This window comes from Devosia sp. Soil_C_22, assembly GCF_057657195.1.
In genome coordinates, this window is record NZ_JBDGIY010000001.1 from 127495 (window position 1) to 152780 (window position 25286).

A 25286-nucleotide genomic window follows, 5' to 3' on the forward strand; every position below is an offset into this window, starting at 1 on the left:
ATTTCCGCCGTCTGCCGGAGTCGGATCGTGCCGACATGGACTTCTTCCTCGCCCAGCTCAGAATCGTGCTCCCGTTCGTCAGCCAGGATCTTTTGAGGCCAGCGCCGGCTGCGATCGTCGCCGGCCAGTCACGGACGGTATCTGAGGACGGGAAGGTGTTTGTCTTCGAGGCCGGTGGGCGCGCGTGCGCGGGGCATGGAGACCGAAGCGGGCTTTGTCGTTCTCGCCGGCTCGACGGCACGCAGCGGCGAGACTGGCACCTTCCCGGCTGGCTATCGGACGCTACGGGACGGACTGCTTGCCAATGGGAGCCTCTCCGCAGACGGCGATCACCTTCGTTTCACTCGGGATGTTGCATTCAGCAGTCCGAGTGCGGCAGCCGCGATTGTCGCTGGTCGAAGTGCAAGCGGGCCAAGGGAATGGCGAACTTCCGAAGGGGTCAGCTATCGAGACGTCAAGGCGGCTGAAGTGGTGTAATGCGGCTGCGGCCTGCTTGCTGTCGAAGCATCTATGTCCGCGCGCCCCTTGAGCGCGCAAGATGGCGCATAGCAGCGGTCAGAAGGGCCATTACTCCCTATTAGCTCGGACTTTTCCGGGGCTTGTCGGCAGTTGCCGAACCAAGTGCGGCGGCAATGCCGCAGCAACGACAAGAGACGTAACTTCAATGGGTTAAGTCGGGCCAAAGCTGGCAATTGCAGCGGTCGGGCTAACTGCCGGTGCCAACTTCGGCGGTGATATCCGGAGGTTGATGCCACTTCTGGAAGGTCCGGCAGCAGCAATCGGAAAAAAACACCGTGGCTGCTCTCTACATGCGCTGCGGCTGCCCCTCATTGCACTCACAGGCAGGGAGGACCCATCGATCTGCGAGAGCACCATGGCGACGGCGACCGCCTGCGTGTCCGGAGAGATGTGATCGCGCAACGGCTATTCGTCGCGAGCCTACAAGATGTCTTGGTAGATCGGTGAGCCGACGAAGCAGATAGATCGTGTCGCCCGATGGTACGGCGCCGCCAAGTCCTTCCAACCGCACACTACGTTTCTGCACGCAATCGCAGCGGAGCTTACGGACATCCGTCTTGCAGGGCGTTGTCCTTCAGCCCCGCAGGCGGTCGCCGTCGCCATGGTGCTCTCGCAGATCGATGGGTCCTCCCTGCCTGTGAGTGCAATGAGGGGCAGCCGCAGCGCACATAGGGAGCAGCTGTCCGCTTGGCGGCGACAAGGTGCTCACCGGAAATTCCGCGGGCCCTACCACTTGGGCCCGCGGTCTCCGATGACTTCCGTGTACTTGCCGTCCTCCGCATTCTCGATGGCCCGTTCGTCGACGAGGCGTGACGCATGCTTGCGTCGAACAGACGACATCCACGGCACCTAATGCGTATGTTCGGTTTGGCAAAGACTGTGGTCGGCTAGGGCTTCGATTATTCGGCAGTCGCACACCCTGCCGTGGCCGCACTCTTCCACCATGCGGGACAGCTCGCTACGGAGCGCCTGCAAGCTGGCGATGCGTCTGTCCACCTCAAGCAAGTGCGCTTGCGCTATACTGTCGGCCTGGTGGCATGACTCCTGCGGCTGCTCGTTCATCGCGAGAAGTTCGCGGATGTCCTCGACCTCAAATCCCAGTTCGCGGGCATGCCGGATAAAGTTCAGACGGTCGACTTCCCTCTTGCTGTACCTGCGCTGCCCACCCTCGCTGCGCGGCGGAGCCGCTAGCAGCCCTATCTGCTCATAGTAGCGGATGGTCGGAACCTTAACGCTGGTTCGCGCAGACAGCTCGCCTATCGGTAAATCCATGCATCGATCCTCTTGACCCTATAGTGGCTAGAGAAATTACCTTCATCCATTCTCGCTTGGAAGGATGAAGCATGGAGCGCGACAACCTGACCGTTTTGGTTGCCGTCGGGATGACCATAGCCATCCTCGCGCTCGGCTATTTCAGTTTCGGCATATGGACGATGCTGATCTTCAGTTCGGGCTTCGGCGTTGGGTTGGTCCTCTGGTTGGCCTTTCCACGCCAACCGGACTTCCAGGTGATCAAGTGGCCGTTCCTCATCGCGTTCGCGCTCTTCATAGCGCACCGAGTTGAGGAATACGGCACGGGCTTCTTCACCGAACTCGCGCGGATAACCGGCACTGCAACGCCGGCCATCCTTTCGTGGCAAGTCATGCTTCTTGTCCTTCTCTCGGTTGGTGGATGGATCGCAATGCCCTTCCTCGTGATCCATCGGCTAGCTTTCGGCTACTACCTGGCATGGACCGCCTTCGCCGCCATGGGCGTGACCGAACTGGCGCATTTCCTGATCTTCCCGTTCCTGACGGGCGAGCCCTACGGCTACTTCCCTGGAATGGCGACAGTTATCGTTCTGGCTCCCATTTCCTGGTGGGGAATGACGCGTCTAGCTCGAGGGAGGCGCGACTAGCCGCGAGACTCGCGCTCTCTTGCGGCATTTCATCCCAAATGCTATTGCGAATGAATTGCAACTGCGAGAAGCGATCATGGACGATACCCTCAATCGGGGTCTCAACGGGTGGAAGACCGAGCGAGGCGATGCTTCGCTGGCCGACGTCCATCGAAGTGTACCGGTCAAGGGGTCGTTCTTTCGAAGGGCCGCAGCCTTCGCCGGGCCGGGCTATCTGGTGGCCGTCGGCTACATGGATCCCGGCAACTGGGCGACCTCGATCGCTGGAGGTTCGCGCTTCGGCTACACGCTGCTCGTTGTCGCGCTCGTCTCCAACATCATGGCGATCATCCTGCAATCGCTGTGCGCACGGCTCGCCATCGCGTCGGGTCGCGATCTGGCTCAGGCCTGCCGCGACGCGTTCCCGAAGCCCGTGGGTTGGGTGTTGTGGTTGCTGGCGGAGATCGCGATCATCGCCACCGACATCGCCGAGGTGATCGGCACTGCCATCGGTCTCAACCTGCTCTTCGGCATCCCGCTCGAGATCGGCGTCGTCATCACCGCGCTCGACGTGTTCCTCATCCTCTACCTGCAGCGCTTGGGCTTCCGCTGGATCGAGGCTCTGGTCGTCGCGCTGCTGGGCATCATCGCGGTCTGCTTCCTCGTCCAGATCGTCCTTGCCGATCCGAACTGGGGCGATGTCATCCGCGGTTTCGCGCCCACCACCGAGATCGTCACCAATCCCGATATGCTCTACCTGGCGCTGGGCATTCTCGGCGCCACGGTCATGCCCCACAATCTCTACCTGCACTCGGGCATCGTGCAGACCCGCGCCTATGGCGGCAGCCTTGCCGAAAAGCGCGAGGCGCTGAAGTTCGCAACGATCGACTCGACGCTTGCGCTCATGTTCGCCCTGCTGGTGAACGCCTCGATCCTCATCCTCGCCGCCGCCACTTTCTATGCCGGCGGCAGGCCCGAGATCGCCGAACTGGGCGAGGCGCACAGCCTGCTCGCACCGATGCTCGGCGCCGCCATCGCGCCGACCCTGTTCGGCATCGCGCTGCTCTGTTGCGGTATCAACTCGACGGTGACCGCAACGCTCGCCGGCCAGATCGTGATGGAGGGTTTCCTGCGTATCCGGCTCGCGCCATGGCTGCGGCGCCTGATAACGCGCGCCATCGCCATCATTCCCGCCGCCGGCGTCACCATCTGGTTCGGCCAGTCGGGCACGGCGCAACTGCTCATCCTGACCCAGGTCGTGCTGAGCCTGCAGCTGTCCTTCGCAGTGTTCCCGCTGGTCATGTTCACCGCCGACAGGAAGAAGATGGGAGACCTTGTCGCGCCGCTGTGGTTGATCGGCCTGGCCGGCCTTGTTGCCGTGGTCATCGCAGTCCTCAACGTCAAGCTGCTCTATGACTTCCTCATGTGACGCGGCACCTCCGTCGATCGAGCAGCTTTGCCTTAAGAAGGGCGTGAGGCTGACGCCGCAACGCCGGGCTGTCGCACAGGCACTTGCGGTCGCACATCATCATCCGGGTGCACAAGACCTGCTCGACTTGGTGCGACAGACCCAGCCTCGCATCTCGATGGCAACCGTCTATAGGACGCTTAGGCAATTCGAAGCGGCCGGCGTTATCGAACGTCAGACCTTCGGTGGCCGCGTCGGCAAGTATGACGTCGGGACCGGCCACCACGATCACCTCGTCGACGCAGACACCGGCGAGATGGTCGAGTTCTCAGACGAAACGCTGGAAAAGCTGCAGCAGATCATCGCTCGGCGGCTTGGCTATCGCCTGGTCGATCACCGCCTGACGCTCGTAGGGCGGCGAGTTCCGGAGCTGTCCTCGCCCGGCGGCACCGAGGATCAGTCGGCTGGTGAGCCGCCCTCCTCTTCGTCGAGCAGAACGGCGTTTGCGCCGGTCGCTGATAGACGGACGACGTCGCCCTCTACACCCACTACCAAGCCACCGGGTATGTAGTGGCTATGCTCGGAGTGCTGTCCCATCCCGACAGGCTCCAGCTTGATGCGGTCGTCTGAAATCGACGCGACTTTGCCGATCGGCGCGTCGTCGGCGCCCACAACAGTCATACCAGGTCGAACACCGGACAGATCATACATCTCGTTAGGTCTCCTGAGTTGAGATCGACTGAACCGCATGTCGGCGCTGTAACCGAGCGGTGGCGTCCAAGCTACCGGCAGCAGCGCCGGGTCAGCCTGCGACAAAGACGCCCACGTAACTAGATTACGTCTTGAACCTCTAGTGGCCAGAGGTTGTATCGGGGTGGCTCTAATTCGTTTGGAGCCCGTCGCCATGGCCGACAACAGCATCGACACTCGCTTCCGCGTAGCAGGCATGGATTGCGCTGCCTGCGCCACCAAGGTCGAGGCAGCGACGCGACGTGTCTCAGGCGTGGAAACAGTCTCCGTTTCGGTGACGGCCGGGACGATGACGGTTCGGCATGCTCCCGCCACTGATCTGGCGCAGATTGCAAAGAAGGTCGGAGACGTCGGCTATAGCGCCGCGGTTCTGTCCGCTGGGGCTACTAGCCGGAGCAAGGCAGACCCCCAGCAGAAGCACGACCACGATCACGATCACAAAGGGCACGACCACAGCGCCCACGATCACAACCACGATCACCATGACCATAACCATAACCATGATCACTCCGGTCACGAGCATGGTGGTGGTGAGGAAAGGGACAAACTCGCAGGATTGCACGGCCATGATCACGCCCTCGAAGAGGGGCCGTGGTGGGCGACACGCAAGGCGAGGCTGACCTTCATCTGCGGTGCAGCGATCGCTGCAGCATTCGTGATCACCTGGCTGATCCCCGCGTTCGATTACTGGATCTTCACGGCCGCCATGTTGGTCGGCCTGATCCCCATTGCGCGCCGTGCTTACATGGGTGCGATCAACGGCGCTCCGTTCACCATCGAGACGCTGATGACGGTGGCCGCGATCGGCGCTGTGGTCATCGGCGCGAGTGAGGAGGCCGCCGTTGTAGTGATCCTCTTCCTTGTCGGCGAGTTGCTGGAAGGCATTGCCACCGGCCGTGCCCGTGCCAGCATCAAGGCGCTGGCTACCCTCGTGCCCAAGACTGCGCTTGTGGAGGCCAACGGCACCACGAAGGAAGTGCCGGCCGAGGCACTCGCGGTCGACAGCATCATTCTTGTGCGGCCGGGCGATCGCATCGCAGCGGACGGCGTGATTGCGTCGGGCGAAAGCTCGATCGACGAAGCCCCGGTCACCGGAGAGTCCGTCCCCAAGCGAAAAGTCGACGGCGACGATGTATTCGCTGGCACCATCAACCAGGAAGGCACGCTGCGCGTACGGGTCACGGCGGCGGCCGAAGACAATACGATCTCTCGCATCATCAAGCTGGTCGAGGAAGCGCAGGAGTCCAAGGCGCCTACCGAACGGTTCATCGAACGCTTCTCGCGCTACTACACGCCTGCCGTCATGGTCGTCGCCGCGCTGATCGCCGTGCTTCCTCCGCTCGTTGCCGGAGGAGTCTGGTCGGAGTGGATCTACAAGGGCTTAGCAGTGCTGCTGATTGGCTGCCCGTGTGCGCTGGTCATTTCCACCCCCGCGGCCATTGCCGCGGCCCTCTCTGCCGGCGCTCGACGTGGTCTGCTGATGAAGGGCGGCGCAGTGCTCGAGCAACTCGGCAAGGTCAATCAGGTCGCGCTCGACAAGACTGGCACGCTGACTGAAGGCAAGCCCAAGGTCACCGATATCGTCGGCGTTGGACGGAGCGAAGATGACGTGCTTCGGCTCGCCGCCGCATTGGAGATCGGCTCCAGCCATCCGTTGGCCACCGCCATCCTTGGGGCCGCTGAAGATCGCAAGCTGCAGGTCGCCGGCGCCGTCGCCGGCGGTGCGGTGGGTGGCAAGGGCGTGACCGGACGGGTGGGGAGCGAGGAGCTTTTCCTCGGTTCGCCGAACGCAGTTGCCGAAAAGACCAGGCTGACTGAAGAACTGAATTCAAGGATCGCCGACCTCAATGACGAGGGGAAGACGGTGTCCGTGCTGCTCGTCAATGGCTCCGTTGCCGGCGCCATCGCCATGCGTGACGAACCTCGAGAAGACGCCAAGGCTGGCCTCGATGCCCTGAGGCGCATAGGCGCTGAAACTGTGATGCTGACCGGCGACAACAGCCGGACTGCAGCCGCGATTGGCAAGCAGCTCGGGATCAAGCCGCGCGCTGAGTTGTTGCCGGAGGACAAGCAGCGGATCGTCGGCGACCTCAAGTCGCAAGGCAAGATCGTCGCCAAGGTCGGTGACGGTATCAACGATGCGCCCGCGCTGGCGGCAGCCGATGTTGGCATTGCCATGGGCGGAGGTACTGACGTCGCCCTTGAAACGGCAGATGCTGCCGTGCTGCACGGCCGAGTGATGGACATCGCCAACATGATCGTCTTGTCGCGTGCGACCACGGCGAACATCATGCAGAACATCACGATCTCGCTTGGGCTGAAGGCCTTCTTCCTCGTCACCACCGTGATGGGCATCACCGGGCTGTGGCCGGCCATCCTCGCCGATACCGGTGCCACCGTGCTGGTCACCGCCAACGCCATGCGACTGCTAGTCTGGAAGGGGATGGAGAAATGAAGCTCCACCACGTGACGGTGCTCGCCTTTGCGCTGGGCCTGTTGTCGGGCAATGCATCGGCGCACGGCTTCAATGCCGGCACTATCGAAATCGTCCACCCGTTCGTTCGTGCCACTCCCCCCGGCGCGAAAACCGGGGCCGGCTACCTGATCCTGCGCAATACAGGCACCGATCCCGATCGCCTAATCGGCATCGAAACCGGCATAGCGGAACGAGTGACCTTCCATCGCACCGTTGTGGAAGGCGGAATGGCCAAGATGCTGCCTATCGAGGGCGGGCTAGAAATTCCAGGCGGCGGTGAATATCAGCTTGGCCTCGATGGTTCGCATGCCATGCTCGAAGGTCTGTCCGCGCCAATTGGTCTAGGTCAGCTCATTGAAGGCACGCTGATATTCGAGAAGGCAGGGCGGGTCGAGATCACCTTCGAAGTCGAACCTGCCGGCACAACGCAGAACGACGCGATGACGGAGCATGGCAGTGGCCACTAAGGCTCCGCGGTGGTTCGTAGTCTTTCAGATCATCCTGTGGGGTTCGCTGCTCGCTGCAGTGGCATATATGGCGCTTCCGCGGTTTCTGCCGAGGAACGCAGTGGTCACGCAGGCACCATCAGGTGTGTCGGTCGAAATGCCATCCCTTGGGCCGGGGGTCGCGATGAATGGCCCGTTCCAGCTCGTGAATGAGGATGGCAAGGCCGTAACTGAGGCCGATTTCGCCGGCAAGCCCGGTGCCTGGTTCTACGGCTTCACCAACTGCCCCGACGTATGCCCGACAGCACTTGCAGAGATGGCCGCTTTGCTTACTCAGCTCGGTCCCGAGGCGGATAAGCTGAATGCCGTGTTCGTCACGGTCGACCCCGAGCGGGACACGGTTGAGGTCATGAAGAGTTATGTCGACTTTTTTAGCCCAAGGATCGCGGGACTGACAGGCGAACTCGGCGCTATCGAAGCGATGGCCAAGTCGCGCTTCGTGTCGTTCGCAAAGCTGCCAGACGATCAAGGTGGCTACGCCATGCAGCATCCTGCCAGCATCTACCTCGTCGATGCCAATGGTGAGTTCGCCGGTACCCTCGACGACAAGGAGTCGCTCGAGGTCAAGCTCGGCAAACTCAAGAAGCTGATCGAGGGCTGATATGGGAGCGGGCCACAGTCACGGACCTTCGCGACCAGCTACCGGCAGCGCCGGCGCCCGGCATCGAAAGAGCCTGGTGTGGGCGCTGGCGCTGACGACCACTTTCCTCGTTGTCGAGTTCATCGGAGCCTTTCTTTCGGGCAGCCTGGCGCTACTGGCGGATGCAGCGCACATGCTCACCGACGCGGGCGGGCTGGCGCTGGCGCTGTTTGCGATCTGGTTCGCCGCCCGCCCGCCATCTCCTTCAAAAACCTACGGATATCTCCGGGCAGAGGTGCTTGCAGCGCTCGCCAACGCCGTCGTGCTGCTGCTGCTCACCGTCTACATCCTCTACGAAGCCTATGAGCGCTTCTTTGCTTCGCCCGAGGTGCTGTCGCTACCGATGCTGCTGGTCGCTGTCGTCGGTTTGGTCGTCAACCTCATCAGCATGCGCCTGTTAGCGGCCGGCGCCGGAGAGAGCCTCAATCTGAAGGGTGCCTATTTTGAGGTGCTCGCCGACATGCTGGGTTCCATCGGCGTCATCATCTCGGCGCTGATCATCATGTTCACAGGCTGGACTTTGGCTGATCCGATTGTCGGTGCCGCCATAGGCCTCTTCATTGTCCCGCGCACATGGACCCTGCTGAAGGGGGCAGTGAACATTCTGCTCGAAGCGGTCCCTGCGGGGTTCGACCTGCAGCGGCTTGAAAACGCGCTGCTCGGCATCGACGGTGTCGAGGGCGTGCACGACCTCCACGTGTGGACGATTACTTCAGGCATCGATGCCATGAGCGGCCACTTGGTCGTAGGCGACAACACTGATGAGCAGATGGTGCTCCGAACGGCCCGCGAGCAATTGCACGAGCAATTCGGCATCGACCACATCACCATCCAGATCGAAACCGCGGCAACCCGGCAGGGTGAAGCCGATCAAACGATATGAGGAGAGCATGGCGACAACGACTGCTGCCCCCACGCCGGTGGAGCTGAACCTGAGAGACGGTGCGCATTATGCGCTGGCGACTGCCTGGGCATTGGCCTTCGCCGCCTCGCTCGCCGTGCTCTTCATCGGCGAGGTTATGGGACAGGCGCCATGCGTTCTGTGCTGGTACCAGCGCGCCGCGATGTTCCCGCTCGCCATTATCCTCGGCGTGGCGGTTTGGCGGGGCGACCTGGGCGTGTGGCGCTACGGCCTGCCCTTCGCTGCGGCCGGCTTGCTCGTCGCGGCCTATCACACGCTGCTCTATTACGGAGTCGTTCCCGAAGGGATCGTGCCATGCGGCGCGGGTCCCTCCTGCACCGATGCGGAAATGACCGTGCTCGGCCTCGCGATCCCGGTTCTCTCGCTCGCTTCTTTCGTCGCTCTCGCCGGCTTCATGCTTCGCATCCGCAAGGGAGACGCCAAATGAAGCGTCGTGACTTCGTCCTGGGCGTAACGGCACTCGGCATTGTGGCCTTTACCGGTGGGACTTTCGCCTATCGCGAGGCGGTTGCTGCAGCGACGCGCGAAGCGGCTGCCAAGGTGCAGGCGGCGCTCTTTCGCGACCATGCGCCCATCATCGGGCCGGCGGATGCGCCGGTGACGATCACCGAGTTCTTCGACCCGTCATGCGAGGCGTGCCGGGCCTTCTACCCCATCGTCAAACAGATCATGGGCATGCACGAGGGCAAGGTCAGGCTGGTGCTACGCTATGCGGCGCTGCATCAAGGCTCTGACATAGCCGTCGGCATCATCGAGGCTGCTCGTAGGCAGGACAAGTTCCTCCCGGTCCTCGATGCCTTAATGGAGAAACAGCCTGAATGGGCGCAGGACGGCGCTCCCAATCTCGAACGCGCTTGGGAAATTGCTGGCGAGGCGGGCCTCGACTTGACAAAGGCGCGCGCTGACGCTGCTCTACCGGAAGTCGCGGCCTTACTGGCACAGGATACGCAGGACGTGCAGGCGATCGACCTGCGTGGAACGCCAACCTTCTTCGTCAACGGGAAGCCGCTGACCGAGTTCGGTCCACAGCAACTCTATGAGCTTGTCACCAGCGAGGTCGCCGCTGCCGGTGCATAGGGGTGTTGCCCGGCGGGTGTCCTCAGGCTTTCCCAATTGCTAGCGGCCTTCGAAAGGCGGCGAGCAGCAGGAGTCCTACGCCGATCGCAATTGCAGCGTCAGCCAAGTTGAAGGTTGGGAAGTGCCAACTCGCTACACGCAGGTCTAGAAAGTCGGTGACGGCGCCATCGGGTAAACGATCGATGAGATTGCCAAACGCACCTCCCACGATCGCGCCATATCCCGCTCGTTCGAGTGCCCTTGTCGCTACCCAAGCGCGGGAAAAGAAAAAGGTCGAGATCGCGAGTGCAAGCACAATGAGCACGATGTAGCCCTCCGGGCCGTCCGCCGCCAGGAGGCCGAAGCTGACCCCTGTGTTGAAGCCAAGGCGCAAGGCGAAGAAGGGAAAAACCGTCAGACCCGCGTCCGGCAAAGTCGCAGCCCAAGTCTTGGTTATGTAGTCGATCGCGATAATCGCTGCGATCATGACTATGAGCCCTATCCGGACGCTCATGGTGTCTCGTGGGCAGTTTTAAGGTCCGACCGGGCATCTCGAATGATGGACCATGCGGACTGCAAGAATAGCCCAGCCACGGCAAACGCGACGATCAGGTCGGGCCAGGGTGAGTTCAAAGCCCAGACAAGCCCGGCTGCAAAAACCACGGCGAGATTTCCGATCGCGTCGTTGCGCGAGAACAGCCACACGGCACGCATGTTGGCGTCGCCCTTGCGATGCGGGATCAGGACGACTGCGGCGACCACGTTCACGATGAAGGCGACGATCGCAAACCCCGCCATCAACAGGGTTTGTGGTTCGTGTTCGACAAACACACGGTACAGCGTTGACCCAATCACGCCGAAGCCGAGCAGGGCCAGAAAAATACCTTGTAGCAGGGCTGCACGGGCGCGGGCAGCTAGACCCCAACCCACCGCAATCAGACCGAGGAAAGAGATCAAGCCGTCGCCAATGAAGTCGAGTGAATCCGCTTGCAGGGCTTGCGAACCGGACAGGAAACTACCGCCGATCTCAATCACACCGTACCCGACATTGAGCAGCACAACGATCCATAGCGCCTGCTTGTAGGCCGGGGTGACATGCGACAGGTCTGGGATACGGTCATCATCACCATCCTCGTCGTGATCGTGTTCTGACCCATGCTCCCTCGACCTGTCCATGCGATCGAGTTGGTAGCCGAGTTCAGTGACTGCGCTTTCGACAGCCGGCAGGCTGGCAGCCGGATCGTCGACCTCCAGTGTCATGATCTGTGACGCGATCGAAACTTTCACATCAGAGACGCCGGGAACCTTTCGTGTAGCTCCCTCGATCTTGGCAGCGCACGAGGCGCAGTCCATACCCGTTACGTGATAGCGGGCAGTTGCGGCAGCACTCATGAGTTGGTCCCTTCCGTTCGAGGCCGGTGGAGAAGCATGCGAGGTGACCGTTTGAACCACGCTTGCGACGAGTTGCTGCATCACGCTACAACCTGTAGCGACTACAGGAGCAAGGTCAAAATTGCAGATCGGCGATCTATCGCGCGTCACTTCGGTGAACATTGAAACCATCCGATACTATGAGCGGATCGGCGTCCTCCCCATTGCGGCGCGCCTGGCTAATGGCCGGCGGGCCTACTCAGAGGGTGATGCTCACCGTCTGGGGTTCATTCGCCATGCGCGCGACCTCGGTTTCGACCTCGTCGACGTACGCGCGCTGTTGGCCCTGCAGGAGCGGCCGGAAGCCTCATGCGCCGATGCGAGTCGGATCGCTGAGGCGCAACTCGAGGCCGTCGAGAGCCGCATCGTTAAGCTGGAGAGTCTTCGCACCGAACTCAAGCATATGATTGCCGAGTGCGGGAAGGGCGTCGTCGCCGAGTGCCGCGTCATCGAAGCGCTCAGTGGGTGATCCATCCAGCCTCCTGCTAACTTCGCCTTAGCCGAAGCTGACTAGCCCCTGTGCATCGAACTGGTAGACGTCGTCCCGGAAGCTCACCGTTCCTTGCCTGTTGGCCCAGGCGGTGATGTAGGTCGTGTGGATCGGCACCTGTACCTCGAGCGCGACGTTGTCCTGCACGCCCGAGGCAAAGGCCGTCAGCACGGCGTCGATGTCCCAGTTGCCATTATCGCGCAGCAACCAGGCAATCAGCGTCTCCACCTGCTCAACACGGACACAACCGGAGGAGTAGAAACGGGAGTTCTCGCCGAAAAGCGCCTGTTGCGGGGTATCATGCAGGTAGACGTCGTGCTTGTTATAGAAATCGATCTTGCAGCGCCCGAGCGAATTGTCGGGTCCGGGGTCCTGCCGAAAGGTGTACTGCACGGCCTCGGTGGTCGACCAGTCGATGTCGGTCGGCTGTAGCTCGGCACCCTTACCGTCGAAGATGCGAATGCGGTACTTGGTGAGATACTCCGGATCCTCGTTCATATAGCGGATCATGTCCTTCTCGATGATGCTCTTGGGCACCGTCCAGTAAGGGTTGAACTTCACCTGATGGACCTTGGAGTTGAGGATCGGCGTAGCGCGATCGACCTTTCCAACGACAGCGACATGCCGTTGCACGACCTGCGCGGTCTCGACCGCCTCAATGCTGGCGGCCGGAATGTTCACGACCACGTAGCGGTCCGTGAGTGAGGGGGCCCAGTTCTCGATACGCTGCGCGTTGAGACGGAGTTGGTTCAACCTGTAGTCAGTTGGCACCGACAGTGCATAGAACGTGACCTCATCGATCATGCCGTTTAACGTCAGACCATGCCGCGCCTGGAACAGACGGACGGCAGCATCGAGTGGGGCGTCGAAGTCGTTGTTGACCCGCTGCTGCAGCGGCATGTCACCATTGATCATCAGCCGCCGTTTTAGCAGGCCCACCGCCTTTCGATTGTCCCCCAGCTTCAGCCCGTACGTGTCTCGACCCGGCAGCTCCCAACTCCCGTTCGCCGCGACGAACGCCTCGTAGTTCTGGATGGCGCGCTGCAGATTGTAGGAGGTGTCGTAGCTCAGTATGGGCTCGATGGTGTCGACCAGGCTTCTGGCCGTCGCAATGTTGCTTTCGACATTGGCGGACTGGTCCTGCCCATAGGCCGGCAGAGCGGCCAATGCGGCGGCCCCCGCAATAAACGACCTGCGGGACAGCTGATTTGGGCGATTGCGGATCATCGATGAACTCCCCGAACTCTCGTCAAACGGATGTGAGCGACTGGTGACTGGCGGTGTTCTTCGCCGTGTGCCCTACATCGAGCGACAGAGGACGACACATGGCTTTGAACAGGTGGATGGTCGCCGCGATATTCGTGGCGGCGGCTATGGCGGCGTTCTACGCGGCCATGGTGCTGGCGATTCACATATGCTGAACCGGTCACAGCTCGACCCCATCTGAAAGGGCGGCGGCGATCCGCTCGTCGTGTCCGTAAACGTCCGCAAACGTTCGAGCCTTGCCGGAGTCGTCGATCCGAACGGTGAAGTAGGTCAGGAACACCGGCACCTTGACCTCCATGTTGAACCAACGCTCCCGTGGTCCAAACGCGGCTTCAAGCGTGCTGCGCCCGAAGCCGGGCTCGTCAGCCAGCAGTGTCTCGGCGAAGTCGAAGGGGTTCTCCACACGCACGCAGCCATGGCTGTAAGCTCGGAGGTCTCTACCGAAGAGCGACTTTTCGGGAGTGTCGTGCAGGTAGACATCGTGCTTGTTGGGGAACAGGAACTTCACTTGGCCCAAGGCATTCAACGCACCTGGCTTCTGGCGTAGCAGGAAGGGGAATGTCCCGGGTGCAACGGCTGCCCAGTTCACGGTCCACGGGTCGAGCACTGTTCCATCACCGCCGAGAAGCTCGAACTCGCGCCTCGCCAGATAGCCGGGATCCCGGATGGCCTGCGGGCCCACTTCGCCCCGCGCGATCGAAGAGGGGACGTTCCAGTAAGGGTTCACGACCACATGCCTGATCTGGTCGTAGAAGATCGGCGTCTGGTTCTTTGGCGTGCCTACGACCACCTTGGTTTCGTGAACCACCTCGCCGTTACGTCGAACCCACAAGCGGTATTCCGGAATGTTCACTTCCACTCGGTAGGTGCCACGATTGCGCGGCAACCAGCGCCACTTCTCCAGATTGACCAAGAGCAGTTCGCGCGTGATCGCATTGCCTCGGTTGAGCGCTTGCCTGGTCGCGTTACCCAAGATGCCATCCGCTACGAGACCGCTTTCCGCCTGAAAGACTTCAACCGCCTCGACCAGTGCATCATCGTAGATCGTCGAGCCATCATCACTAGCGGGCAACAACAAGCGTTCGCGCAAAGCAGGGACACGTGGATCGACCATGCCGGGCTTGATGCTAGGCCCTTCGCCCAGCTGGACGGTTGCAGCAGGCTCCTCGTAGTCCCGAAGCATGCCCAGAAGAGTCTGGAACTCACGTTCCTCTGGCGCTAGTCCGATGAGCAACGAGGCTGCCTCATCCTCCTGCAGCAATGCGAAGATGTCACGCATCGCCATCTGCGGCCGAGGCATATCGAGATTGCTGGACAGCGAACGCGGTTCGAGCCGACCGCCGTAATTGTCCTGAGCGAAGTGGACGGCCACGGAAGTGACGGCGAGGTCATAGGTCGCCGCCTGTTCCGGCGATGAAAGGTCTGCCGGCGGAAGAGCGTAGTCGCTGGGATCGAGGCCAAGATCGGCGGCTCCCCCTAGCGCGTCCCGTAACGACCGACCGGCCTGATTGACCGACCACCCGTCATCCGATCCATTGAGCCAAAGCGGCTCAAAGCCGCGCCCACCGTAGAAAAAATACGTGTCCTGCGCACCCTGGAGCTCGGATGCTCGCCGTTTGCTCAGCTCGGCTTTCACAGCCTTGGCGGTAGCAGAGAGTGCAGGAGCGATGACGATGCGCGTTACGGCCACCGCGGTCACTTGGGCCGCGACCTGCGGGATAGCTGCGAACAGGGCGATGAGTAGCAAGACGGGCAGCTTCATAGGGCCGAGGCCTCCGACGGATTACGTTCCATGAGTTGTTTGATCTGTGCCGTGGCCCGCGCGAACGCGGCTTCGGCCTGCGCCGGCAATTCCTTGTCACGCGGCAGCTTGACGCTGAGCGGATCGACCGTTCGACCGTTGATCAGGATCTCGTAGTGAAGATGGTTGCCGGTAGAGTTGCCGGTTGATCCGACATAGCCGATCAATTGACCCTGCTTGACGCGGTCCCCCGGCTTCAGGCCGTCGGCGATCCGGCTCATGTGTGCGTAGGTGGTCCGGAAGCCGTTGACGTGATCGAGCGCGACATAGCGCCCATAGCCACCGGTCCAGCCCGCAATATCCACCTGACCATCGCCGCCGGCATAGATCGGCGTGCCGCGCGGCGCCGCGAGATCGACGCCGGAGTGCAGTCGCCGCGTTTTGAAGATCGGATGCGTTCTGTAGCCGTATCGGCTCGACAGCCGCCCGCCACTTTCTACCGGCCGCCGGACCAGGAAGCGCTTACCTGAGGTGCCGTCCGGGCTGTAGTAGTCAACGCTCCCGTCGGGGTTCTGGAAGCGGAACAGCTCACGTGTCGTGCTGCCGGTGGTGAGCGCGGCATAGATAAGTTCTGTCTCGCCGGACGCTCCCGCAGTGGTCAGCAGCTTGATCCCGTCGCCGGGCGTCACCTTCTGGGTGAGATCAACCTCGTAGGCGAACATGGCCGCCACTTGCGTGGCGGTCTCGTCATTCAACTCGTGACGGCGAGCAGTCTCCCAGATCGAGCGATAGATGCTGGGGAGTGCCGTGACATCGGCGGCTTCGGTATCCTCCTCTGGAAACTGAATGGCGCTAGGAGCCTGTCCGACCACGTAGCCGCCACGGTCGGTCATTGCCGCCGTCGCCGCGTGCCGAACCTCCCCGGTAGCTCGGTCATGGAAATAGATGCTGAGGCGATACGGCACGGGCACCGGCGACGACCGCGACGGTCCCATGAGGATGCGCAATTTGGTGTCTGCTGGCAGCGTTCCCTGCGGCAGCACATTTGCCAGCGTTCGGCTGATCCTCGCGGCGGCGTCTTCGCCTAAGCCATTCCTTTGCAGCACGTCTGCGAGCGAACTGGCCTCTCGAACCGTGACGATACGCTCGGTGCGACCGCCTCCCAACAACGCGGGCGGTGTCCTTGGAACGATAGTGACATTCTCGGCAACACCCATTGCATTGGGCGATCTCGCCAGATCGAGCACAGCGGCGGGCTGACCGGCATACGCCATGACCGGGTTGACCGATGTTTCAAAGAATGCGTCCTGCAACGAGGCACGGACGAACTCTGCCGCCGCACCATCATCGATCGATGAGACGGGAGTGAACGAGGGCATCAGTTTCGCCATGCGAATGGCGACTTCGCCCTCGACGCTTGCCGAGTATATTTGCGCGGGGGCGCCAGTATCCGGCTCCGTAGCCTCGTCGGCCGCGGCTGCAAGCGCGAGTGGATCAAACTCCGGAATGTCTTCGGCCAACGGCGTAGCTGACAGCGCAAGGGTTGCGTCGACCCGTGTGAACTGTTGGCTACGAATGATGGTTCGTCCACCCTCCAAGGCCTGGATCGAGGCCTCGAGCACCTCGACGTCGGACCGTGTTCGCGCGATCGGCCGCAGCCGGTCACCCTTTGCGGCGGTCACCAACGGCACTTGCACATCTCGCCGAACCGTCAACGCCTTCGATGCCGTCGAGAAATTGCCTTGGCCATCGAACGACACGTAAAGCGCCGCACCCATCAGCAGCACCGAGGTAAGCCCGGTCATCACAGTGCCTGTTAGCCAGGCGAGGCTGAGTTCACGCCCACGCGGGTGTTCACCCTCCATCGCCTGGAGCGTAAGCGGCGGCGCATCCTCGAAGCCGCTGTAGTCAAATCCTCGCTGGACGCGCCTTCGCCCGCGCGAGGAGTGGCGGCCGAGGGCCGCATTCAAGGCAGTCATGAGGTGATATCCCGTCCGGCGCCAACGCGACCGGAAAACACATCAAGCCCGCACGCTAGAACGTGGGACGTCTGGATGGTGGGCGGACTCTCGCCCCAGTGGGATCAGGCTATCGGCGGTCCAAGTAGCGGCTCGGGCGGCTTGCCCGCCCGCATGCTGTCGCGCGGCGGCGGATCGATACTGAGCGCACCAGTACCCAGTGCAGAAATCTCGGGCTCAACTGCATCCAGCGATGCGAAGCATGATTGCGCGCAGACCCGCAAGCGATGCGAGCCGCAGTCCGCACAAGGCAGCTCGCTGGCGACTGTGTCGGTATGATAGCCAGCCTCATCGATAACGACAGCGCCGTGAGCCGAAGCAGCCAGACTAACCGAAGCCATAGCGACGGCCAGAACCAGGCAAGCAAGAGTGCGAAGCAGCTTCATCATCGACGATGAGTCTACCGCGCGAATGCTCTTCCGCAACCGTGGCCAAACGCCACCGGCACACAACTTCGTCAACGCGCAGGCGGAGGACCGTCTACTCTTCGCTTTCGAACACCAGTGTCATGGTCCCATCTTCGACGCCTGAGTAAGGCCCGCAACGCTGGACCGCGCGACTGGCAGCATCACCGATGGACTGCCCGATCCTGCCTGGCGGATCGATCTCCGCGACGCGGATCTCGGCAGCGATGCCACTCTCGAAGATCACCGCCAGTTCAGCGCGATACGAACCCCGACTGGCCGCGCCTGAAAGGGTCAGGCAGCTTTTCGCCTGTGCCACAACCTGTTCAGTGATTGGAGGCACAAATGACTGGTGCATCGAGACGGTGCGGAAGTCACCGCCCGGCGACGCGTGGACGACCTCCACACCATGCGCCCAGACACCCTGGCTCATCATTGCAGTCGCGCAAGCAGCAATCAGAGCGCTGAAAGGCAAGCGAAGCAGCTGGTTCATGAGCGAAGTCTAGAACACACACCCCAGATGCCAACCGTGACACGGTGTCTCGACAATCCAGCTTCAGGCGTTGGAGGCCACAGTGACCGGGCACGCGCCCATGCCATCTGTCGGCATGCCCTCGGCACTCGCATTGAACACGTAGCGGCCGCCACAGACATCTACAGTGGGTGGTCGCATTGTCTTGCCGAGGGTGTCGTAGCCCTGCTTGAGGTTGCGCCAGAACTCGATATTGGGGTTGGCGCTGTGCCTCGCCATGTTCTCTTCGGTCATCCGGAATGGGTAGAGTTCGAGCTTGAAGCTGGCATTGCCACCCGCAAAGCTCTCACGTGCCAAAGCGTAGATTTCCTTTATCTGGTCATCCGTCATCGCGTAGCAGCCCACCGACTTGCAGTCGCCATGGATCATCAGATTGGTGCCTGTCCGGCCGTAGGCACGATCAAACTTGTTCGGGAAGCCGGTATTGAACGACAGGTAGTAGCCCGACTTCGGGTTCATCATGCCCGGCGTCACATTGTAGAAGCCCTCGGGCGACTGGTAGTCCCCCTCCTTGATCTTGGGGCCCAACTGACCGGACCACTTACAGATCGCATAGGTCTTGAGCAGCCGATACTGACCGCGACTATCCGGCTTCCAGACCTCGAGCTCCGAGCTTTCCTTGAACACGCGTACCAGCATCGGCGCCGCCGCCGTTGTGTCGATAGCCGCCAGCACCTTCGCGGTCTGCGAAGATAGTGGCTGCTTGTCCTTCGGCAGACCGAGAGATGAGCAGGCTGTGAGCAAAGCACAGACGAGAAGCAAGCCGATGCCCCCAGCGATTTGATGAACGCGCATTACTGCCCCGTCTCGAGTGTCCCGACAGCGTATGGACCGTTGGTTAATCGATCATTTCGCTCGGGCTAGGAACGCGACAGTCCATTGCGCGGTGGTCGAGGGATCAAGCAGTAGATATTTCGCGTTGCCGTGTTGCGTTGCCCTCGCGCAGCCTCTGGCCGTGGTCGCGGGCCGGGCGGGCGCCCTGACCCCACCGCCGCGGGTGGATCCAGACGCCGGCAAGCTGAGACGCAATTGGCGATGTTCCATACTTGCCGACTGACGAGCTAGCGGCTCGGCGGCTCGGCCTTAAGCATGCGGACGAGGGAATTGGTGCGGAAGACGAAGTGTTCGGCCAATGCGCCGAGGGCGTGCAGCAAGATCAGGGGGATGAGGATCAGGCGACCGAGTTCGTGGAGTTCGGCGCTGAGCTCGAGGCCCGTGAACCACGCTATGGCGCCGGTGAGGGGCATAGCGAAGAGGAAGCCATAGAGCAGGAGATGGGCGGCGTGGCCGGCGAAATTGATGACCCAGGGGTTGGTCGAGTGCGCCTCGGGAGCGCCGCGCCACAGGCGGACGGCGAGGCGGACTAGGGCAAGCGTGAAGATCGTCAGGCCGACAAGGATATGCAGGGCTGCCCCAATTTCATCGTCGGTCTGCTTGCCGTCTGAACGGTCCTTGAAGGCATCCTGAACGCCTTCGTTGACCGCCAGCTGGAAAACGACCAGTACCGCGACGGTCCAGTGCAGGATGATCTGAACCAGCGAGTAGCCCTCGGGGGCTGAGCGAGGCGCCATGCATGCTCCTGGGTGCGGCGTTCTTGCACTGCAACTCGGACGTCGCCAGTCACGTTCCAGCCCCATCGCAGGACGTTGGGGTTTAGTTGGCGCGTCGGATATCTCGAGCGAGATGGAGCTTTCTACCGATGGCGGGCGTGTGCCTGCTGCTGGCCGGCTGTGCTTACAACCAGAGCGCCCTGCATCCAGCCGGTCGCGATGCCGAGGCACTTTCGGGGCTGACCTGGTTTATGTTCAGCGGCGCGGTGGTTGTCTGGGCCATCGTCATGGGGATCACGGTCTACGCGGTCCTCGGTCGGAAGCGGCCACGCACCGAGAAATTTGCCGACGCTTTCATCATTGGCGGCGGCGTGGCTTTTCCGACGATCGGGCTCGCAGTCCTTCTTGTCTACGGCCTGTCGCTGTTGCCGAACTGGACCTCCGCCGAGGAGCCAGGACTGCGGGTGCATGTGCGCGCAGAACAGTTCTGGTGGCGGTTTGGCTACGAGCTCCCCGATGGGACGGTTCTGGAGACGGCAAACGAACTTCACATCCCGAACGATGCGACGGTCGAGTTCGTGCTAACCAGCACCGACGTCATCCACTCATTCTGGATACCGGCGCTGGGTGGCAAGATGGATGCCATCCCCGGACGGACCAATGTGCTGCGGCTGACGCCGACCAAGGTGGGGACGTATCGGGGCGTCTGCGCCGAATTTTGCGGGCCGTCGCACACCTTCATGGCCTTCCCGGTAGTCGTGCATGAGCCGGCGGACTTCCCCATCTGGCTAGAGGCCGAGGGCTCGCCGGCGTCGGCCGCCAGCGAGTTGTTCGTGTCGACCGGATGCGGCGCCTGCCACACCGTCCGCGGCGTGGCAGAGGTTGGGAAGGTCGGTCCGGACCTTACGCATTTCGGCAGTCGAACAACCCTGGGCGCAGCCACGCTGCCCAATACGCGCGACAACCTGCTGGCCTGGTTGGCCGATCCGCAGACCGTAAAACCGGGCGCGGCGATGCCGGGTTATGCGTCGCTGCCCGCCATCGATCGCGAGGCGCTGGCGGACTATCTCATGGGGCTCAGATGACCGTCGACGATAAAGCCGCGGAAACCGCCCAGTTGGAGCGAACCTGGGCCCGACCAAAGGGCTGGGCCTACTGGTCGGATGTCAACAACTCGACGGTCGGGCTCTGGTACGTCGCGACTGCTTTCGCCTTCATGCTGTTTGCCGGCGCGCTGGCGCTGATCATCCGGCTGCAGCTAGCTGTGCCCGACAACACGCTGGTTTCGGCCGAGACCTACAACCAGATGTTCACCCTGCATGGCACGGTGATGATGTTCCTGTTCGCCGTGCCGATCTTCGAGGCGGTGGCGATCCTGATCTTGCCAGCAATGCTCGGCGCGCGAGACTTGCCGTTCCCGCGGCTGTCGGCGTTCGGCTACTGGTGCTTCCTGATCGGAGGCGTATTCGTTTCCAGCTCGATCTTCTTTGGGCAGGCACCTGATGCCGGCTGGTTCATGTACCCGCCGCTCTCAACCGAGCAATCAGGGATCGGCGCCGACATCTGGCTACTCGGCCTCAGCTTTATCGAGGTCGCGTCCATCGCTGCTGCTGTCGAGCTGATCGTCGGCGTGCTGAAATGCCGTGCGCCGGGCATGCATATCAACCTGACGCCGCTCTACGGCTGGTATGTGCTGATCGTCGGGGCGATGATCCTGTTCGCGTTTCCGCCGCTGATCGCGGGAGACTTGCTGTTCGAACTCGAGCGGTTGCTGGACTGGCCGTTCTTCGACGTAACGCGGGGCGGCGACCCGATCCTGTGGCAGCACCTGTTCTGGATCTTCGGCCATCCCGAGGTCTACATCATCTTCCTGCCGGCCATTGCGCTGCTGGCGATGATCGTGCCGACCTTCGCGCAGCGACCAATCGCGGGCTATTCGTGGATCGTCCTGTCAGCGCTCGGCACCGGCTTCCTGAGCTTCGGGCTCTGGGTGCATCACATGTTCACCACCGGGCTGCCCTCTATCTCGCTCGGATTTTTCTCGGCGGCGTCGGAGGCCGTCGCGATCCCCACCGGCATCCAGATCTTCGCCTTCATCGCCACGGTGATGCTGGGCACGGTCGTTCGCTCCGTGCCGATGCTGTACTGCCTCGGAGCGCTGGCGGTGTTCATCGTCGGCGGGCTGACCGGCGTGATGGTGGCGGTCGCACCGTTCGATTTCCAGGCGCATGACAGCTACTTCGTCGTCGCACACCTGCACTACACGCTGATCGGCGGCATGCTGTTCCCGGTGATGGCCGGGGTGCAGTACTACTATCCCTTCGCGATGGGGAAGACGCTGTCGCGCAAGCTCGGCATCTGGTCGTTCTGGTTGATGTTCCTGGGCTTCAACGTCGCCTTCCTGCCCATGCACCTCACCGGCCTGCTGGGCATGCCGCGACGCGTATTCACCTACAGCGCCGAGATGGGCTGGACCTGGCTGAACCTCGTCTCGACAATTGGCGCCTTCGTTTTCGCCGCCGGCTTTCTGGTGTTCGCGTGGGATTGCGTGCGATCGAAATGCCGGGCGCCGGATGCAAAACGGAACATCTGGAACGCGGGCACGCTGGAATGGGCGACGCCAGTGCCGGCGCCGGCCTATGGCATGCGTTCAATCCCAACGGTACAGACACGCTACCCACTTTGGGAGCAAGACGGCTTCCTCGAGACCTTGGACGAGGGTCGAGGGATGCTTGCGAGCGCTAAGGAGGGGAAACGCGAAACCCTGGTGACCAGCGTGCTCGACGCGAGGCCGGTGCAGGTGTTGCGCGTCGGTGGCCCGACATGGCTGCCGATGATCGCCGCCATCGGTCTGGGTGCCCTGTTCATCTTCTCCACCTACAAGCTGTGGTGGCCAACGGCGGCTGGCGGCTTGGTGTTTATCGTCGCTGTGCTGCGCTGGCTGTGGACCGGCTCGGCGGTGATCCCGGAAAAGCAGACCAAGGAGGTCGGCGAAGGCCTGCGCCTGCCGCTCTATGTGTCGGGCGTACAGTCTACTGGGTGGTGGGCGATGTTCATCACCATGACGGGCGACCTGACCGCCTTCCTGTCGCTGATCTTCGGATATTTCTTCTTCTGGACGGTGCATCCGCAGTTTCCCCCCGATGGCGTCGATGGTCCGGGCTGGGCCTGGCCCGCGGTCTCAGCGGTGCTGGCCGTCGCCGCGTGGGGGCTGACGCTGGCAGCTCGGCTGTTGAACTCGAGCGAGCGAGTGCAGCAAGCCCGCCTCGCGCTGGTTGGAGGATTCATCGCGGCGGCCGCGGCAGCGGCGGCGCTGGTCGCCGGCCCAGTGACCACAGGGCTCGATCCGACCACGAACTCTTACCCGGCGATCGTCTGGGCGCTGGTTGTGTGGACGGTGCTCCACCTCGCCACCGGCATGCTGATGCAGGGCTACTGTCTTGCTCGCTCGCTCTACGGCAAGATGACCCCGCGCTACGACGCGGACCTGTGGAACGTCACGCTCTACTGGCACTTCGCCGGGTTCGGCGCGTTGCTGACGGCAATGGTGATCGGAGGCTTTCCGCTGCTGACATGACCGGCAAGCTCACACGAGAAGTCCAACGCGAGACCGGCTCCGGCACCGACCTGTGGCGGGTTATTGCGGCGCCGATCGTTTGGGCGCTGCACTTCCTGTTCTGCTATGTCTACGGGGCGATCTACTGCGCCAAGGCGGGACGCGACGCCTCGCTCGCGGGACCCACGCTGGTGATCGTGATCGCTACGGCGGTGGCACTGGCGCTGATCGCCGCCTCGACCTGGCACCTTTGGCAGGTGCGGGGGCGCAGCCTCACCGACAACGACTTCGAGTTCGAGCACAACACGCCCGAAGAGCGGCACCGCTTCCTCAGCCACGTGGCCTTGATGCTATGCGTGCTGTCGGCCGTCGCGGTGGTCTACGTGGCGATCCCCATGCTCTACCTCACGAGCTGCCGATGAGCCCGCGCGTGATGGGAATCGCGGGAGTGCTGATCCTCCTCTTCGCATGGGCTGGCCCGCTGCCGCAGCTCGTGCCGCGGAGCTTTGCCGCGCATATGTTGCTGCATATGCTGGTCGTCGGCGTAGCGGTGCCGTTGATCGCGACCTGGCTGGCGCCCCGCCTCGCCTTTACCTCGGCTCTGGCGCTTCCGATCGTGGTCAGCCTGCTGGATTTCGTCGTCGTCTGGGGCTGGCATGCCCCGGCGCTGCATCATGCTTCGCGTAGCCTGCCTTGGGCGCTGGCGCTGGAGCAGGCGAGCTTCTTCGGCACCTCGCTGCTCGTGTGGCTGGTGGCGCTGGGTGGGCGCGACCAGGGCAATGCGGCACTGGGCGGAGCCATGGCGCTGTTCTTCACCTCGATGCACATGACGCTGCTGGGGGCGCTGCTCGGACTGTCACCGCGCCCCCTATACGCCGGCCATCATGATGGAGCCGCAGGCTGGCTTGACCTGTCGCCGCTGGCCGATCAGCAACTGGGCGGCGTGGTGATGCTGGCCATTGGCGGCGTGGTCTATCTGGCCGGCGGTTTGATCCTGATGGCGCGGGTCTTGCGGCGCAGGCCGGCATGAAGAAGTACCGGCCCTACATCGTCGGCGCCGTCGGTGCGGTAATGGCAGCCGCCATCCTGCCGCTGACCGGCCTTCTCGACTACGACGCGAGCCGCGGACAATGGGGCGTCACCGACTGGTACTTTGGCACTGCGGCGCAGCAATCGATCACGCTGCGATCGGCTGGCCTGACGGTACCTGACCTTGACGACGAGGGCGCGGCGGCACGTGCTGCAGGGCACTACGAGATGGTCTGCGCCGATTGTCACGGCAGCCCGGCCGGACCGCCGGAGCAGTTCGCCGACGATCTGGTCCCGCGGCCACCTCGGCTGATGCAACAGATGGATAACTGGCACCCGGGCGCACGTGTGTTCTGGACGGTGAAGCACGGCATCAAGCACACGGCCATGCCGGCCTGGCCCACGCAGATGCGCGACGACGAGGTGTGGGACATGGTCGCATTCCTCGACCAGATGGCGGCGATGCCTGCGGGCGAGTACTCCCAGTTGGCTGGACTTGATCGTGAAGGCTGCGCCAGTTGCCATGGCGAGACCGGCGAGGGAACGCCGGCGGCACCCAGGCTCAACATTCAGTCGCCGGCCTATCTTGCCGCGTCGCTCCTGGCCTATCGGGATGGCACCCGACCCAGCGGTACGATGATGACGGCGGCAGCTCGACTGACCGATGCGGAGATTGACGAGCTTTCCAAGTATTTTGGACGGCAGGTCGCCGAGCTGGCGGAGCCTGCGGCTAGCTTAGGAGCCGAAATTGCGGCGAAGGGCATCCCCGATCGAGACGTCGCCGCCTGCGATTCCTGTCACGGTACCGCCCGCGCCGAGTACCCGCGGCTGATGGGGCAGAGCCGGGACTATCTTGTCCGGCAGCTCGAGCTGTTCAACGAGCACGGCGCTAAACGGGGCGGCGCTCACGCCGACATCATGGCGCAGGCGCTTCGTCTCCTGCCAAATGCCGAGGAAGGGCCGCTGACGCACGAGGAGATCGAGGCGCTTGCGGGCCACTATGGTCGGGCGGTGGATTGACGAGGAGGCCGTCGCCGCCTCTTGCGCCGTGAGGCTAACCGGTCGAGTTTTCCGCACGCGTCAGCCCGCTTTTTCGACCGGCGATAGGGCGCCCA

At 62.5% G+C, this 25286-nt stretch carries 26 protein-coding genes; 16 read left to right on the forward strand and 10 right to left on the reverse strand.

Features of this window, described 5'->3' with window-relative positions:
• Window positions 1-174 precede the first annotated feature (174 nt).
• Window positions 175-477, forward strand: a complete 303-nt coding sequence (locus AC3A6I_RS00530) for a DUF4357 domain-containing protein (RefSeq protein WP_487544961.1) — start codon at window positions 175-177, stop codon at window positions 475-477.
• An 891-nt stretch (window positions 478-1368) separates the two neighbouring features.
• Here AC3A6I_RS00530 and AC3A6I_RS00535 read toward each other — a convergent pair.
• On the reverse strand, window positions 1369-1791 hold the full coding sequence (locus tag AC3A6I_RS00535; protein WP_487541051.1) for a MerR family transcriptional regulator: 423 nt from the start codon (window positions 1789-1791) through the stop codon (window positions 1369-1371).
• A 71-nt stretch (window positions 1792-1862) separates the two neighbouring features.
• Between AC3A6I_RS00535 and AC3A6I_RS00540 the strand changes: the two genes are divergently transcribed.
• From AC3A6I_RS00540 to AC3A6I_RS00550, 3 genes are all read left to right on the forward strand, one after another.
• On the forward strand, window positions 1863-2417 hold the full coding sequence (locus tag AC3A6I_RS00540) for a hypothetical protein (protein ID WP_487541052.1): 555 nt from the start codon (window positions 1863-1865) through the stop codon (window positions 2415-2417).
• A 76-nt stretch (window positions 2418-2493) separates the two neighbouring features.
• Window positions 2494-3825 (forward strand): Nramp family divalent metal transporter, encoded by a 1332-nt coding sequence (locus AC3A6I_RS00545; RefSeq protein ID WP_487541053.1) that lies wholly within the window; start codon window positions 2494-2496, stop codon window positions 3823-3825.
• A 43-nt stretch (window positions 3826-3868) separates the two neighbouring features.
• On the forward strand, window positions 3869-4375 hold the full coding sequence (locus AC3A6I_RS00550; RefSeq protein ID WP_487541054.1) for a Fur family transcriptional regulator: 507 nt from the start codon (window positions 3869-3871) through the stop codon (window positions 4373-4375).
• Here AC3A6I_RS00550 and AC3A6I_RS00555 read toward each other — a convergent pair.
• Window positions 4261-4752: a DUF2171 domain-containing protein gene (locus tag AC3A6I_RS00555; protein ID WP_487541055.1), complete on the reverse strand. Its 492-nt coding sequence runs from the start codon at window positions 4750-4752 to the stop codon at window positions 4261-4263. The genes AC3A6I_RS00550 and AC3A6I_RS00555 overlap by 115 nt on opposite strands.
• Between AC3A6I_RS00555 and AC3A6I_RS00560 the strand changes: the two genes are divergently transcribed.
• The 6 genes from AC3A6I_RS00560 to AC3A6I_RS00585 are packed head-to-tail and all read left to right on the forward strand — an operon-like array spanning window position 4709 to window position 10175.
• A complete protein-coding gene (locus AC3A6I_RS00560) occupies window positions 4709-7009 on the forward strand; it encodes a heavy metal translocating P-type ATPase (RefSeq protein WP_487541056.1) in 2301 nt (766 codons plus the stop codon). The two genes, AC3A6I_RS00555 and AC3A6I_RS00560, sit on opposite strands and share 44 nt — an antisense overlap.
• Window positions 7006-7497 carry a copper chaperone PCu(A)C gene (locus AC3A6I_RS00565; RefSeq protein ID WP_487541057.1) on the forward strand — a complete coding sequence of 164 codons (492 nt, stop codon included), beginning with the start codon at window positions 7006-7008 and terminating at the stop codon, window positions 7495-7497. The genes AC3A6I_RS00560 and AC3A6I_RS00565 overlap by 4 nt, the downstream gene beginning before the upstream one ends.
• Window positions 7487-8137: an SCO family protein gene (locus tag AC3A6I_RS00570; RefSeq protein WP_487541058.1), complete on the forward strand. Its 651-nt coding sequence runs from the start codon at window positions 7487-7489 to the stop codon at window positions 8135-8137. Before AC3A6I_RS00565 ends, AC3A6I_RS00570 begins: the two co-directional genes overlap by 11 nt.
• A gap of 1 nt (window position 8138) precedes the next feature.
• The gene (locus tag AC3A6I_RS00575) at window positions 8139-9059 is read left to right on the forward strand and encodes a cation diffusion facilitator family transporter (RefSeq protein WP_487541059.1); all 921 of its coding nucleotides are present in this window, start codon (window positions 8139-8141) and stop codon (window positions 9057-9059) included.
• A gap of 7 nt (window positions 9060-9066) precedes the next feature.
• Window positions 9067-9525 carry a disulfide bond formation protein B gene (locus tag AC3A6I_RS00580; RefSeq protein WP_487541060.1) on the forward strand — a complete coding sequence of 153 codons (459 nt, stop codon included), beginning with the start codon at window positions 9067-9069 and terminating at the stop codon, window positions 9523-9525.
• Window positions 9522-10175 carry a DsbA family protein gene (locus AC3A6I_RS00585; protein WP_487541061.1) on the forward strand — a complete coding sequence of 218 codons (654 nt, stop codon included), beginning with the start codon at window positions 9522-9524 and terminating at the stop codon, window positions 10173-10175. Before AC3A6I_RS00580 ends, AC3A6I_RS00585 begins: the two co-directional genes overlap by 4 nt.
• 22 nt (window positions 10176-10197) lie before the next feature.
• Here AC3A6I_RS00585 and lspA read toward each other — a convergent pair whose 3' ends face one another.
• On the reverse strand, window positions 10198-10668 hold the full coding sequence (lspA, locus tag AC3A6I_RS00590; RefSeq protein WP_487541062.1) for a signal peptidase II: 471 nt from the start codon (window positions 10666-10668) through the stop codon (window positions 10198-10200).
• Window positions 10665-11627, reverse strand: a complete 963-nt coding sequence (locus AC3A6I_RS00595) for a cation efflux transmembrane domain-containing protein (protein ID WP_487541063.1) — start codon at window positions 11625-11627, stop codon at window positions 10665-10667. Before AC3A6I_RS00595 ends, lspA begins: the two co-directional genes overlap by 4 nt.
• Before the next feature lie 40 nt (window positions 11628-11667).
• Between AC3A6I_RS00595 and AC3A6I_RS00600 the strand changes: the two genes are divergently transcribed.
• Window positions 11668-12054, forward strand: coding sequence for a MerR family transcriptional regulator (locus tag AC3A6I_RS00600; RefSeq protein WP_487541064.1), 387 nt, complete (start codon window positions 11668-11670; stop codon window positions 12052-12054).
• Window positions 12055-12081: 27 nt separating this feature from the next.
• Here AC3A6I_RS00600 and AC3A6I_RS00605 read toward each other — a convergent pair whose 3' ends face one another.
• The 6 genes from AC3A6I_RS00605 to AC3A6I_RS00630 form a co-directional block, all read right to left on the reverse strand.
• Entirely contained in the window at window positions 12082-13302 is a 1221-nt protein-coding gene (locus tag AC3A6I_RS00605) for a L,D-transpeptidase family protein (RefSeq protein WP_487541065.1), read from the reverse strand.
• A 199-nt stretch (window positions 13303-13501) separates the two neighbouring features.
• Window positions 13502-15103 (reverse strand): L,D-transpeptidase family protein, encoded by a 1602-nt coding sequence (locus tag AC3A6I_RS00610; RefSeq protein ID WP_487541066.1) that lies wholly within the window; start codon window positions 15101-15103, stop codon window positions 13502-13504.
• Entirely contained in the window at window positions 15100-17061 is a 1962-nt protein-coding gene (locus AC3A6I_RS00615; protein ID WP_487541067.1) for a peptidoglycan DD-metalloendopeptidase family protein, read from the reverse strand. Before AC3A6I_RS00615 ends, AC3A6I_RS00610 begins: the two co-directional genes overlap by 4 nt.
• A 519-nt stretch (window positions 17062-17580) precedes the next feature.
• Window positions 17581-17997 (reverse strand): hypothetical protein, encoded by a 417-nt coding sequence (locus tag AC3A6I_RS00620; protein WP_487541068.1) that lies wholly within the window; start codon window positions 17995-17997, stop codon window positions 17581-17583.
• A gap of 63 nt (window positions 17998-18060) precedes the next feature.
• Entirely contained in the window at window positions 18061-18831 is a 771-nt protein-coding gene (locus AC3A6I_RS00625) for a L,D-transpeptidase family protein (RefSeq protein ID WP_487541069.1), read from the reverse strand.
• A 266-nt stretch (window positions 18832-19097) separates the two neighbouring features.
• Window positions 19098-19607 carry a cytochrome b gene (locus AC3A6I_RS00630; protein ID WP_487541070.1) on the reverse strand — a complete coding sequence of 170 codons (510 nt, stop codon included), beginning with the start codon at window positions 19605-19607 and terminating at the stop codon, window positions 19098-19100.
• 128 nt (window positions 19608-19735) lie between these two features.
• Between AC3A6I_RS00630 and coxB the strand changes: the two genes are divergently transcribed.
• Genes coxB through AC3A6I_RS00655 form a run of 5 tightly spaced genes read left to right on the forward strand, consistent with a single transcriptional unit; the run spans window position 19736 to window position 25191 of the window.
• Window positions 19736-20671, forward strand: a complete 936-nt coding sequence (gene coxB, locus AC3A6I_RS00635; RefSeq protein WP_487541071.1) for a cytochrome c oxidase subunit II — start codon at window positions 19736-19738, stop codon at window positions 20669-20671.
• Window positions 20668-23163 carry a cytochrome c oxidase subunit I gene (gene ctaD, locus AC3A6I_RS00640; protein ID WP_487541072.1) on the forward strand — a complete coding sequence of 832 codons (2496 nt, stop codon included), beginning with the start codon at window positions 20668-20670 and terminating at the stop codon, window positions 23161-23163. The genes coxB and ctaD overlap by 4 nt, the downstream gene beginning before the upstream one ends.
• Entirely contained in the window at window positions 23160-23564 is a 405-nt protein-coding gene (locus tag AC3A6I_RS00645) for a hypothetical protein (protein WP_487541073.1), read from the forward strand. Before ctaD ends, AC3A6I_RS00645 begins: the two co-directional genes overlap by 4 nt.
• The gene (locus AC3A6I_RS00650) at window positions 23561-24172 is read left to right on the forward strand and encodes a cytochrome c oxidase assembly protein (RefSeq protein WP_487541074.1); all 612 of its coding nucleotides are present in this window, start codon (window positions 23561-23563) and stop codon (window positions 24170-24172) included. The genes AC3A6I_RS00645 and AC3A6I_RS00650 overlap by 4 nt, the downstream gene beginning before the upstream one ends.
• On the forward strand, window positions 24169-25191 hold the full coding sequence (locus AC3A6I_RS00655; RefSeq protein ID WP_487541075.1) for a c-type cytochrome: 1023 nt from the start codon (window positions 24169-24171) through the stop codon (window positions 25189-25191). Before AC3A6I_RS00650 ends, AC3A6I_RS00655 begins: the two co-directional genes overlap by 4 nt.
• The last annotated feature ends 95 nt before the right edge of the window (window positions 25192-25286 follow it).